The following is a 12,314-nucleotide window of genomic DNA, read 5'->3' as shown; positions in this document are numbered from 1 at the left end:
TCATTTTCGTTCATTCGCGCGTACCTCCTATCTTTCCGATACGCTTAGTTTCTCATGAATCTTCGAGTCCGTGTAGGTGGGGAATATTTGACGCTTACTTTAAAATGGTGTCGTGGGATGAGGGATCTCATCATGAAGGGATCAAGAGGGTTATTTAAGTGGAAGCACTTTGAGAAACAAATCATTTACAAAGCGTTCGTTGGTAAAGCTTCTTTGCATATGTACGACGTGAAGTAACATGCATCCAGCGCACCCGAACTTCTTCATGATATATTCCAGCCGATCTACATATGGCACGGAGTCGTGAACATTTCCGACAGTGATATATACATTCGGTGATAATATTGTACTTCTGGTCGACTGTCCGCTGATCGAGATAGAAGAAGCCTTCCTGCTTGCCATCCCTTACCATGTTTCCGTACTCCAGGTCCGTTGTGTTCACCTTTGTTTCTTTGGGTTCTTTCACCTCCTTCCCTGGTTTCAGGGCTTATTTCAGTTAGCATCTCAGTCTGCGCGAATCGCCTCATCCAGTTCATTTATGTACGCCTTCCTGCTCTTGGCGACCTCTTCTTTCACAAACTTTCGTTTATTGGCGTTTGCTTTGATGTGGATGGAGTCGATAATGAGCACACGGCCTGCAACCAAACGATGCTTGATGGCGAGCAAAACCACTTCGTCGAAATCTTTTGAAAACATCGCCATCTTTAAGACGCTCACGGAAATAACTTAGTGTGCTGTGATCCGGGACACGGTCCATAAGTCCAAGACCGAGGAATCAGCGATAAGCGGTATTGGAGTGTCCGTTCAGAGCGAATGCGGAACAGATAGCCGTTAAAGCATTTTAAACAGCATGGGCGAACCAAGTCAAGAATTAAGGAAAAGTCGATATATTGTTGTATTTTCCGGAGAGGATGGTTAGGCAGGACAAGATCTCTTCAATACAGACCCGTTCGTATTGGTTTTGCACATTGGAGTTGGAACGAAGCACAATTCCACCGCCTTTACAGTATAGTTATATTTCATCATTTTAACGCGGTGAATAGATAAATAATATGAACATAAAAATAGCCTTTTGAGGTTTTTCAACAGGCTAAAGGACCCTTTCGGGTCCTTTTCTTACGAGCAGCGGCTGTAGCCGCAGTTGCTGCATGTTTTGCAGCCTTCGATATTGATCAGCGAGGCGGTGCCGCAAGACGGGCACAGGTCGCGCGAGCCTGCGGCAGCCGAAACGTCGTGGCCGCCGTGACCGCCCGCTCCCGCTTCCGCAGCTCCCGCTACGCCGGATGCCGTTCCCGCTTCGGAAGCCGCCGCTTCCTCGGACGCCAATCCGATATGAAGCTCCAGCGACTTGGCCACCGCATCGGCGATCGACTCCACGCGATTGGCGCCGAAGCCGATGGCGCCCGAGCCGCCGATTCCTTTCAGATGCTTGATCAGCAGCTTGACCTTGTTCCCGTGATCGCCGTAACGCAGGAACAACGAGCAGACGCGGCCAAGCGCTTCCGCCATCGCGAATACGTCCGAACCGGCTTTGCCGACGTTCAGGAAAATTTCGCCAGGCGTGCCGTTAATGTCGTTAATCGTAATGTACGCCATGCCGAACGGCGTATTGACTTTGTATGTCGCACCGCGCAGTACTTGCGGACGGCGCTTGTACTGCTTGTCAAACACCTGCTCCGCCTGCGGCGATACGCCGGCATTCAGCGAAGCGTTAAGCGCGCCGAGCGCCGCTTCGTCCGATTGCGCGCTTGCGGCCGTCGTTTCCGCCGCAGCAGGCGCAGCCGCTGCCGTCGCGGCGTCGGACTTCTCCTCCTTCTTCGTGGACAGCACTTGCGTGTCGCGGCTGCCGTCGCGATAGATCGTGACGCCCTTGCAGCCGAGTTCGAAGGCGAGCTCATAGAGCCGCTTCGTCTCTTCGATCGTAAAGTCGGCCGGACAGTTCGCCGTCTTCGAGATCGAGCTGTCCACCCAGCGCTGGATCGCCGCTTGCACGCGAATGTGATCCTCCGCCGTCAGATCCATCGCCGTCACGAAGAAGTCCGGCAGCTCCTTGCCCGGATTCGCGTCCTTCCATTCCTGAGCGATCGGGACCAGCTGCTTGTCGTAGCCGAGCCGGCTTTTCCGGAAATATTCAAAGGCAAAATACGGCTCGATGCCGGTCGACGTGCCGACCATCGTCCCGGTGCTGCCTGTCGGCGCCTGGGTGATGACCGTCACATTGCGCATGCCGCGGTTGCGGACCGCTTCGCCGACTTCCGGATATTGGGCGATCATATTTTTCATGAAGCCGCTCTGTACGAACTTCTCCGCATCGAATGCCGGGAACGAGCCTTTCTCCGCGGCGATTTCCGTGGAAGCTAGGTACGCTTCGCGGGCGATGAAGCCGTACAGCTTGTCGAGAAATTCCAGCGATTCCGGGCTGCCGTAACGAATGCGCAGCTTGATCATCAGCTCAGCCAGCCCCATCGTGCCGAGACCGATGCGGCGCTCGTTCTTCTGATTCCGCTCGTTCTCCGGGAAATGGTACGGCGTCTTGTCGATGACGTTGTCCAGGAAGCGCACCGACCAGCGCGTCACTTTGGACAGTTCGTCCCAAGCGACGTCATCGGCTGCTTCATCGTAGAACTTCGACAGGTTCATCGCCGACAGATTGCAGACGCCCCAAGCCGGCAGCCCCTGCTCGCCGCACGGATTCGTACAGATGATCGGATTGAAGTACCAGCTGTTCGACATCTGATTGTAATATTCCATGAACACGACGCCCGGCTCGGCCGATTTCCACGCCGATTCGATGATCGTATGCCAGATGTCGCGGGCGCGAACCGTCTTGTAGTGCACGATCTTCTTGCCGCGCTGGCGCCACTTCTCCAGATCGCCGTCCCACAGCTCGTCGTACTCGGGATCCTGCGTATCGGGGAAGACGAGATCCCAGTCCAGATCCTCCTTGACCGCGCGCATGAACGCGTTGCTGACGCATACCGACAGGTTGGCGTTGGTCACTTGTCCCATCGTCTGCTTAACCGTAATGAAGTCGTGCAGATCGGGATGCCAGTCGTTAATCATCAGCATAAGCGCGCCACGCCGGCTCCCGCCCTGCTCGATCAGGCCGGTCGTATAGCTGAACAGGCCGCCCCACGATACCGCACCGCTCGAGGAACCGTTCACGCCTGCGACGATCGCCCGGCGGGGACGCAAGGACGACAGATTGATGCCGACGCCGCCGCCGCGGGCCATAATCTCGGTCATCTCCGTCAACGTCTTCATAATGCCGCCCCGGCTGTCATGCGGCGAAGGGATGACGTAGCAGTTGAACAGTGTCAACTCTTCGCTGGCTCCCGCGCCCGCCGCAATCCGGCCGCCCGGCACGAGCTTCCAGTCGTCGAGAATATAGCGGAACTTCTCGCGCCATTCCTTCCGCTTCACTTCCGTTTCTTCCACCGATGCCATCGCCGCCGCCAGGCGGTCCCACATTTCTTCCGGCGTTTTCTCTATCGTAAGCGTCAGTTTGTCGACCGATGACTGTACGATTTCCCCGCTGCGCGTCCGAACCGTCACCGTCTGGCCTTCGCGCGCGATGACTTCGCCCACTTCCTTCGCCGGGAATTTCGGGTCGTCTTTCGTCAGCACGAGGACCACGTCGCCGACCTTCGTCTGGTTCGTATCCGCGTTTTTCCATGCATAACGGTCCAAAAAGATTTTTTCGCTCAGCCCTTCAAGCCGGCTCTTCCGCGTCGCCATTTCCACTAGCGAACCGCCTCCCATTTGTCAAGCTAATTACCATATCTTTTTAACGGCATTGTATGAATTTGGCACCATATATTGTGTGCGTTTCTCATTATACTATACTATATATTGATCTTCATATGGATTTTTCGGGATTTTCGCCCATCAACCCCATTCTCCCCCTCTCTAGCTTCCATTTGCTTGTCCGCACTCTTTTTTTAACGAATTCTTATGAATCGCCTCCGGAAAGGCCATACTGGAAACATGATGAAACGACACTTGAAAGGAGCGCTAGCCTAGACATGTTTCCTCCACCTCCCTCCGCCCCGCGGTCCGACGATACCTATGTCGTCCGCAAACTGCATCCGCTCGTCGATTTGCGCTGCGAACGTTCCTGGTTCGAGGAGCTTCAGTCGCGGCTTGAGAAGAACGGCCCCTGGGACGACTGGGGGCTGTACCAGCTGGCGCTCGAGGCGGAGCAATCAAAACGTGTCGCCGATTTCGACGAGCTGCAATGTCTGCGCTGCCTGCCGGCTTTCGAACCGATGGAGCATCAGGTGGCAACGGCCCGCAAAGTGCTGCACGAAATGGGCGGCCGCGCCATTCTCGCCGATGAGGTCGGGTTGGGCAAGACGATCGAGGCGGGACTCGTGCTGAAAGAATATATGGTGCGCGGACTGGTGAAGCGGGCGCTCATTCTGGTGCCGGCCTCCCTCGTCCTGCAGTGGGTGCGGGAGCTGAATCAGAAGTTCGGCATTCCGGCCGTCGCCCAGAAGCGGGCGTACTCCTGGGAGTACGACATCGTCGTCGCCTCGATGGATACGGCGAAGCGCGAGCCCCATCGCGATACGCTGCTCGGCCAGGATTACGATATGCTCATTATCGACGAGGCACATAAGCTGAAAAACAAAAAGACGAGCAACTATCAGTTCGTCATTCAGCTTCGCAAAAAATATTGCCTGCTGCTGACGGCCACTCCGGTTCAGAACGATCTGGACGAGCTCTACAATTTGATCACGCTGCTCAAACCGGGCCAGCTTGGCGGACAAAGCGAATTCGCAGCCAATTTCGTGCTCGGCAAGCGGCTGCCGAAAAATGAGGACCAGCTGCAGGAGACGCTCTCCTCGGTGATGATTCGGAACCGGCGCAGCGAGGGTAATATTCATTTTACAAAGCGCTTTGTCAAAAATGTGCCGCTTCTGCTCTCGCAGGAGGAACAGGCGCTCTACGACGCGGTCACCCGGTTTGTCCGGGAGCGGTACGAAGAGAGCGGCGGCGACTTGTCCAGCATGCTGTCGCTTGTCACGCTGCAGCGCGAAGTATGCTCGAGCCGCGACGCCGTGTTCGTCACGCTGGTCAATCTGTTCAAGAAGACCGCCGAGGATTCGCCGATACGGGCGAAAATATGGGAGCTGGTGGAAGTGATCCGCCAAATCAAGGCGAACACCAAGGCCGAGAAGGCGCTTGAGCTTGTGAAAGAAATGAACGATAAAGTGATTATTTTCACCGAATACCGGGCGACGCAGGAAGCGCTGCTGCAATTTTTCCGGACGCACGGCCTGACCGCCGTGCCGTACCGGGGCGGCATGAACCGGGGCAAAAAAGACTGGATGATGGACCTGTTCCGGGGCAAGGCGCAAGTGCTGATCGCCACCGAAGCGGGCGGCGAGGGCATCAATCTGCAGTTTTGCAACCATATTATCAATTTCGATCTGCCGTGGAACCCGATGCGGGTCGAGCAGCGGATCGGACGGATTCACCGTCTCGGCCAGACGAAGGACGTTAAAATCTACAACCTGTGCACGCTCGGCACGATCGAAGAGCATATCGTCCACCTGCTTCACGAGAAAATCAATCTGTTCGAGATGGTCATCGGCGACCTGGATCATATTCTCGAACGGTTCGAGCAGGACGATCAATCGCTTGAGCACAAGCTTGCCCGCCTCATGCTGGAATCGGACAACAGCCGCGATTTGCGCGCGGGCATCGATTCGCTCGGCTCGTCGCTGAACCGGATTCGCGGCGAAGTCCAGGTAGCGGAGCGGTCCGGCGACGCTCCCCCCCTCCTTGGGCCGGAGCGGAAAGCCGGGCGGAAGGTGGAGGAAAGATCGTGAACGAGAAGCAAATTCACCGGTTCGTCCAACGTTATCTGGATGCGACCGGCTGCCACATTATCGAAAAATCGCCGGCCCACTTCACGGTCAAGCTGTCGCCTGAAGCCGACCGTATCCTGACGAACCGTCCCTACTACTGGAGCTTCGTAGACCGTACCGGCGCGGAGCCCGAGACGATGACGTTCCGATTCATTACGGACAAGTCGAAATATGAAACGAACGCCAATGCCGCACCGGCGGACCATGCGGGCCGCTCCGTCATGGATGCGGCGGCCGACGCCGCAATGGCGCGTTCCCTCGGCTTCGTGCACGGCTCGCCCGCGGCGCCGGCGCGCGTCCCCGAGGAAGTGCTTCACTTCGGCTCGCAGCGGCTGGAGCAAATTTTTGGCGCCGCCCGGGCGGGAGGCCGCTTCGTCTGTCTGTTCCAGGAGCCGGAGCGGCGCAGCCGCCACCCGCTGGAATCGACGCCTTACACCGCATGGCTAGGCGTCAATATGAAGGTCGAATTCGCTTCCGACCGGAAGCGGGAAGAGATTCATTCGTTCGGCGTTTCGCTCGCGACCGGCCAATTCGTTGAACGGTTCCATGAACGGCTCGTCAATCTGCGGATGACGCCGCGCCTGCCTCCGAACATTCATCTGGCGAAGAACGGATTGACGCTCGGCAAGGCGCTGGCCGCGATTGAAGGCTCGCTGGAGAAGAAACTGCGCGGTTACGATTACGAATGGGCCAAAGAAGCTTCGCAGCGGCTGAAAGAGGAACTGGCGCAGGTCGCGCATTACTACGAACCGCTGATCGCCGGCGCCGAGGAGGAGTCAAAGGCGGCGATCGCCGAACAGTACGAGCGGCGGAAGGAAGAAATCCGCTGGCAGTACGAGCCGAGAGTGACGGCATCCGTCATAAATTGCGGTATCTTTCATCTGGAAGGGATCGGATAAGTCCACATTAGACGTTTTCCTGCGCAATCCGGCAAAAATAGAACGTCGATGCGGCAGCCGGACGTGACAGGTTCCTACACTCTTTTCCCTGCTTGTCCGCTACAATGGACGGTACATCGTCCGTCACGACGAAAAAACGGGAGGATGAACGAGCCTTGAGTCAAACGATGCGCAAATGGGTGCCCGCCTATGCGGCCGCCCTTATCTTTCTCGCCGCCGCAGGATCGATGCCGCCGGCCGCAAGCGCGGCCAGACCGGCAACGCTGCATGAACAGGTAAGCCAATGGATCGAGGCTTTGTCCGCCGAAAGCGGCTACGAATTGTGGAAATCGGCCGCTTATAGCATCTCGCCGCTCGGTCCCGGCACACACAGCTGGTACGTAACCGTCAAGAACGGTCCGGCAATTACCGGCTATCTGATTGTGGAAGCGACGGACCGCGAAGCGGAACCGTACCGTCTTGTCGAGTACGGCTCCGGCCCCCATCCGCTGTTCGATTCCGCTGTTCTTCGACACGGAATGAGCAAGGAAGGAATCGGCCGCTATAAGGCCGTACCGCTTTATTATCATCCTTTGCTGGCGGTCTGGCATATTACGAAGCCGGATGGCGCCGTTCTGTACGCCGATGCGATGAGCGGGGAAACGCTGCCGATCGACGACAAGCTGCTGGGCAAAGCCGTGAGCGAAGCGGGCGAGCCGAACGGCGTTTCCGCCGCAGCGTCGATCGGAACGGCGACGATCGAAACGGTAAAAGATACCGCCATCGACAAGCCCCGACCGGCCTGGGAGGTGTCCGTCCGCCGCAACGCTTCTTTCGAAAGGTACGACCGGATGCCCTGGCTGACCGGATCGCCGCTGGCGGCAAGTGAACGGCATCTGCTGCCCGCAATGCTGGACAAGCGCGCGGAAATCCGGTACACCGCAGAGCTGTACCGGAATACGACCCGCTTCGTATGGGCTGTCGTCGGTTACGACCAATGGTCCGACGGCACGACCGAACATACTTACATTACGCTTGAAGGCGAAGGAACGCGAAACGTCTTATTTGACCTGCTTCTGTCTGAAGGGGAATTTTACCGATAATTTGTCCTTGAACGAACGCCAACGCCGATTGTTCCACCACATCGCGATCGATGCCGGCGCCATTCCGAACCAGCGCACATGCCACGGCTCTCTTGCCGACCTGGCTTCGGACCGGCTCCGGCGTCTTTCTTCCTTGGGCGTTTCGATATATTGCACGAATCGTTCCGTTATATATTTGATATACTCATCTGCATCCGCCATCGTTAATGCCTCCCTTTTCCTTCGTAAATTTCCCGTTTCCCATAATTCTATTGTGCCCGCCCGGCGCCTTCTCCAAACGAACAAACTCTCGCACGTATGGACTTCCTTGCCGCTGCGCACAATATTTAGAAAACGATCCCGGTCCTTCACAGGAGGTTATGACATTATCGATGAATCGTTCCTCGTTTCGCCGGTTCCTTGCATGCGTTAGCGCAATATTTATCGCTCAGATGATTGCGGCCCTGTCTGTTCATCCGGCCTATGCTTCCGATCCCCCCTCCTACAAACGGGCGCTTCCGACGGCCGAAGTACTGCTGGACGCCGGACACGGCGGAATTGACGACGGGGCTTCTTACGGCGGCGTGCTGGAAAAAAACATCAATCTCGCGATCGCCAAAAAGGTTTACCTGCTTCTTAACAGCGAAGGCATTCCGACCGTGCTGAATCGGACCGGCGATTACGCCTTGAGCGACGACAACCGCTGGCATGCGAGCCGCTCGCGGCACCGGCGCGATCTGAGCCAAAGAAGACAGCTTACGGATGAAATCAACGTGCAAATACTCGTCAGCCTGCACGTCAACGCCGGCAGAAACAAAAACAAACGCGGTCCGCTCGTGCTTCACCAGGACAACGAGGAAAGCGTCAAGCTAGCAACATGCATCCAGGAGGCGCTCAACCGGCAGCAGGGCACGCATGCGAAGCCGAAGCTCGGCAAGCCGTTCTATCTGCTTAACAGCGTCAAGCGTCCGGCCGTCATCGTGGAGATGGGCTTTATCACCAATGCCGAAGACCGCGCCATGCTTACCGACCCGCAGCAGCAAACGGCGATCGCCCAGGCGATCGTCTCCGGCATTCGCCAGTATCGCGAGCGGGCCGCCAAACAGGACTAAAGACGCAATCCGTCGGGAAAAGCCGGGAGTCCGCGCACGATGTCGGGCAGCTTAACGAAATCGGCTGTCTGCTGCAGTTCCGGCAACGAGCTGCGCAGGACCTTAGATGTGTAAAGTCCCGGAGGGCCGACATGACCGATGACAACGCAATCGCTCCGGGATTGCAGCTGCCGGACCAGCACGTTAACCTGTTTGGCGATATAGGCCGGCTTATACGAATTGTCAAGAAAGACGTTGTTGACGGCATAAGGCACCCCGATTTCGGCCGCCAGCTTCGGAATGACCGAATGTTCCGTCGTCCGGCTGTCGAGAAAGATGAGCCCCCGCTCCTTGCACACCGTCAGAACGATGCGCATGACGCGCTCGTCGGCCGTCGCTTTCGATCCCATATGATTATTCATGCCGATCGCGTGCGGAATATGATCGATCGCCGCTTCCACCCGCCTGCGGATTTCGCTGTCGTCAAGATCCGTCGTAATGGCGCCCGGTCCGAGCCACTCCTTCTTTCCCCGCACCGGCTCCATCGGCATATGGACGATCACATCGTGTCCGAGCCGGTGAGCCTCCTCCGCATCCGCCTTCGAGGTGGGCATAAACGGCATGACGGCGACCGTGAACTTGACCGGCAGTGCCATCATTTCCTTCGTCCCGGACATCCCGTTTCCGAAATCGTCGATCACAAGAGCGATCCGTTTGCGGACGCCGGTTTCCTTGCCGGTTTTGACGCCGGCTGGCGCCGCATCGGCCGGGAAAACAGCGGCGAAGAGCATGAAGGCGGCGCATGCCGCCATAATCGTTGCTTTTCCCCATTTTTGCGCTTTCCGTTTCATCCCGCCATAGCTCCTTTCGGTACCTTGTTTTCCTCCTCATTCTTTGTGTCAGACGGGCAAAATATGTAGCCGCGGTAAGGAGAAATCCGCCAACAGAACGGCAAATATTGACTGAAAATTAGAACTTCGTTCCGTCGCTTGACGTTCCGCCGGAGCGCGTGCTAAGATAACTATCGTGATTGCGATACGATATGCGGTCGTGGCGGAATTGGCAGACGCGCTAGATTCAGGTTCTAGTGGTAGCAATACCGTGGAGGTTCAAGTCCTCTCGACCGCACCATATTGCATCCCAGACGATGACGAACAAGCCTTCAACCTGATCCGCTCCGCTTGACCGGACACTCATGGTTGAAGGTTTTTTTGTTGCAGAAATTCAAAACCGTTTATGCCAAATCGAAAAAAACAATTGACACGATTGAAGATACTGTGGTAACTTGCATTTATATCCATTTGACTTTAACAGAAAGGAGCAGGACTGTCATGAAAGCGATCAACGTATTTATTTCATTAGGGCATCTTCACGATTCGGCCCGCAATTTCATACTCCCTAACGTGACGGCCCTGACTCCGGATCTATCGGATTCGAACAGAGGATAACGCGACCGCTGTTCGTTTCGCGTAAACTCCGAACGAGTATTCAGGCGCATGTCACGGTTCACCGTGGCATGCGCTTTTGCTATGCAGAGCAAAGCACATCGCTTCCGGGCGGTGTGTTTTTTTGTTCGCAAAACGCCCCTGCCGAACCGTTGTCGCAATTCGAGAGAGGAGAGTTTCTGATGATTTCGGTAATGCAAAAACTCGGCTGGTTTTTCAGGCTGGAGTGGAAACGGTACGCGATCGCCATTCCGCTGCTTACGATTGCGGGAATATTGGAGATCATTCCCCCGATGCTTGTCGGCCGTTCGATTGACGCCATTCAGCTGAACGATATGACATGGGAGAAGATCACCGTAACGCTGCTGCAGCTGGCGGGCATTACGATCGGCGTGTACATCATTTCCTATATATGGATATATAAATTGTTCGGCGGTTCGTTCGTGGTGGAACGGATGCTGCGTTCGCGGCTTATGCGCCATTTTCTGAAGATGACGCCGACTTTCTTCGAGAAGAACCGGACGGGCGACTTGATGGCCCGGGCGACGAACGATCTGCAAGCCGTATCGATGACGGCCGGATTCGGCATTCTGACGCTGCTCGATTCGACGCTGTGGATGGCGACGCTGCTGGTGACGATGACCGTGCTGGTCTCATGGAAGCTGACGCTGGCGGCCATTCTGCCGCTGCCTATTATGGCCATTCTGGTCAGCATTTACGGCAAATGGATTCACAAGCGCTTCACGGAAGCGCAAGATGCGTTCGGCGAAATGAACGACGGCGTGCTGGAGACGGTCTCGGGCATCCGGGTCATTCGCGCTTTCACCCAGGAACGGGCTGCGGAGAAGCAGTTCGCCGACGTCACGCAAAACGTGCTGCACAAAAATCTGGCCGTCGTTCGCATCGATGCGCTGTTCGAACCGACGATCAAAGTGCTGGTCGGCGTCAGTTACTTGATCGGCCTCGGTTACGGCGCGTATCTGGTGTTTCACAATGAGTTGACGATCGGCGCGCTGGTCGCCTTTAACGTCTACCTCGGAATGCTGATCTGGCCAATGTTCGCCGTCGGCGAATTAATCAACATCATGCAGCGGGGCAACGCTTCGCTCGACCGGGTCTACGAAACGCTCGGATACAAGCCGGATGTGCCCGAGCCTGAGCGCGAGAATACCGAGCCGGTGGAACGGCCCGGCAGGATCGAATTCCGGAACGTGACGTTCCGCTATCCCTCCTCGTCCGCCGACAATTTGACAGACGTGTCGTTCGTGCTGGAGCCGGGACAGACGCTCGGCATTGCGGGACGGACCGGCAGCGGCAAATCGACACTGATCAAGCAGCTGCTGCGTGAGTATCCGCCCGGCCAGGGCTCGATCACCATTTCCGGCGTGCCCATCGAGCGGATCGATATGGATCGGCTGAAATCGTGGTACGGATATGTGCCGCAGGAGCAGTTTTTGTTCTCCCGGACGGTGAAAAGCAATATTTTGTTCGGTTCCTCCGATGCGACGGACAACGAACTGGATCATGCGCTGGCCATGTCGGCGTTCAAAAAAGATCTTGCGTTTCTGCCGAACGGGCTGGAAACGTTGGTCGGCGAGAAAGGTGTAGCGTTGTCGGGAGGCCAGAAGCAGCGCGTCTCAATCGCAAGATCGCTAATCGCCAATCCGGACATTCTCATACTGGACGACGCGCTATCCGCTGTGGATGCCAGAACCGAGGCGGAAATTATCGCGAATATCCGGTCGACCCGGGCAGGCAAAACGACGTTGATCGCAACCCACCGGCTTTCCGCTATTCAGCACGCCGACCTGATCATCGTGCTGGAAGACGGCCGAATTGTCGAACGGGGAACGCACGATGAATTGATGCGGCTGGGCGGCTGGTACAAGGAACAGTTCGAACGGCAGCAGGTGGAAGCGAAATCCGAAAGCGGGTGACATGA

At 56.5% G+C, this 12,314-nt stretch carries 9 protein-coding genes and 1 tRNA gene; 6 read left to right on the top strand and 4 right to left on the bottom strand.

Annotated features, from left to right (window positions below; translation table 11 throughout):
- Window positions 1–504: 504 nt before the first annotated feature.
- The gene (locus tag ABEV74_RS08975) at window positions 505–702 is read right to left on the bottom strand and encodes a hypothetical protein (RefSeq protein WP_430145280.1); all 198 of its coding nucleotides are present in this window, start codon (window positions 700–702) and stop codon (window positions 505–507) included.
- 414 nt (window positions 703–1,116) lie between these two features.
- A complete protein-coding gene (locus ABEV74_RS08970; protein ID WP_430145277.1) occupies window positions 1,117–3,738 on the bottom strand; it encodes an adenosylcobalamin-dependent ribonucleoside-diphosphate reductase in 2,622 nt (873 codons plus the stop codon).
- A gap of 287 nt (window positions 3,739–4,025) precedes the next feature.
- On the opposite strand from ABEV74_RS08970, the gene ABEV74_RS08965 reads away from it, so the two are divergent.
- The 3 genes from ABEV74_RS08965 to ABEV74_RS08955 all read left to right on the top strand — a co-directional run bounded on the left by ABEV74_RS08965 (window position 4,026) and on the right by ABEV74_RS08955 (window position 7,857).
- Window positions 4,026–5,837 carry a DEAD/DEAH box helicase gene (locus ABEV74_RS08965; RefSeq protein WP_430145269.1) on the top strand — a complete coding sequence of 604 codons (1,812 nt, stop codon included), beginning with the start codon at window positions 4,026–4,028 and terminating at the stop codon, window positions 5,835–5,837.
- The gene (locus ABEV74_RS08960; protein WP_430145267.1) at window positions 5,834–6,775 is read left to right on the top strand and encodes a YqhG family protein; all 942 of its coding nucleotides are present in this window, start codon (window positions 5,834–5,836) and stop codon (window positions 6,773–6,775) included. Before ABEV74_RS08965 ends, ABEV74_RS08960 begins: the two co-directional genes overlap by 4 nt.
- A gap of 155 nt (window positions 6,776–6,930) precedes the next feature.
- Window positions 6,931–7,857 carry a hypothetical protein gene (locus tag ABEV74_RS08955; protein ID WP_430145265.1) on the top strand — a complete coding sequence of 309 codons (927 nt, stop codon included), beginning with the start codon at window positions 6,931–6,933 and terminating at the stop codon, window positions 7,855–7,857.
- Here the strand turns inward: ABEV74_RS08955 and ABEV74_RS08950 are convergent.
- Window positions 7,816–8,058 (bottom strand): YqzE family protein, encoded by a 243-nt coding sequence (locus tag ABEV74_RS08950; protein WP_430145263.1) that lies wholly within the window; start codon window positions 8,056–8,058, stop codon window positions 7,816–7,818. The two genes, ABEV74_RS08955 and ABEV74_RS08950, sit on opposite strands and share 42 nt — an antisense overlap.
- 158 nt (window positions 8,059–8,216) lie before the next feature.
- On the opposite strand from ABEV74_RS08950, the gene ABEV74_RS08945 reads away from it, so the two are divergent.
- On the top strand, window positions 8,217–8,948 hold the full coding sequence (locus ABEV74_RS08945; protein ID WP_430145260.1) for an N-acetylmuramoyl-L-alanine amidase family protein: 732 nt from the start codon (window positions 8,217–8,219) through the stop codon (window positions 8,946–8,948).
- On the opposite strand, the gene ABEV74_RS08940 is transcribed toward ABEV74_RS08945, so the two are convergent.
- Window positions 8,945–9,739, bottom strand: coding sequence for a divergent polysaccharide deacetylase family protein (locus ABEV74_RS08940; protein WP_430145275.1), 795 nt, complete (start codon window positions 9,737–9,739; stop codon window positions 8,945–8,947). The genes ABEV74_RS08945 and ABEV74_RS08940 overlap by 4 nt on opposite strands.
- 232 nt (window positions 9,740–9,971) lie before the next feature.
- Here ABEV74_RS08940 and ABEV74_RS08935 point away from each other — a divergent pair.
- Both ABEV74_RS08935 and ABEV74_RS08930 read left to right on the top strand, forming a co-directional pair.
- Window positions 9,972–10,058 (top strand) — tRNA-Leu (locus ABEV74_RS08935).
- Window positions 10,059–10,554: 496 nt separating this feature from the next.
- Complete coding sequence (locus ABEV74_RS08930; protein ID WP_430145257.1) at window positions 10,555–12,309, top strand: ABC transporter ATP-binding protein; 1,755 nt, start codon at window positions 10,555–10,557, stop codon at window positions 12,307–12,309.
- Window positions 12,310–12,314: the final 5 nt, after the last annotated feature.

Source organism: Paenibacillus cisolokensis, from assembly GCF_050481165.1.
GTDB classification, from domain to species: domain Bacteria; phylum Bacillota; class Bacilli; order Paenibacillales; family Paenibacillaceae; genus Paenibacillus_AH; species Paenibacillus_AH cisolokensis.
Note: the sequence above shows the minus strand (reverse complement) of the source record. Positions and strands in the feature narration are given on the sequence as shown.

Coding starts and splice junctions, on each gene's coding strand:
- ABEV74_RS08975 (WP_430145280.1), bottom strand. CDS start 702: ATGGCGATGTTTTCAAAAGATTTCGACGAAGTGGTTTTGCTCGCCATC.
- ABEV74_RS08970 (WP_430145277.1), bottom strand. CDS start 3,738: ATGGCGACGCGGAAGAGCCGGCTTGAAGGGCTGAGCGAAAAAATCTTT.
- ABEV74_RS08965 (WP_430145269.1), top strand. CDS start 4,026: ATGTTTCCTCCACCTCCCTCCGCCCCGCGGTCCGACGATACCTATGTC.
- ABEV74_RS08950 (WP_430145263.1), bottom strand. CDS start 8,058: ATGGCGGATGCAGATGAGTATATCAAATATATAACGGAACGATTCGTG.
- ABEV74_RS08945 (WP_430145260.1), top strand. CDS start 8,217: ATGACATTATCGATGAATCGTTCCTCGTTTCGCCGGTTCCTTGCATGC.
- ABEV74_RS08940 (WP_430145275.1), bottom strand. CDS start 9,739: ATGGCGGCATGCGCCGCCTTCATGCTCTTCGCCGCTGTTTTCCCGGCC.
- ABEV74_RS08930 (WP_430145257.1), top strand. CDS start 10,555: ATGATTTCGGTAATGCAAAAACTCGGCTGGTTTTTCAGGCTGGAGTGG.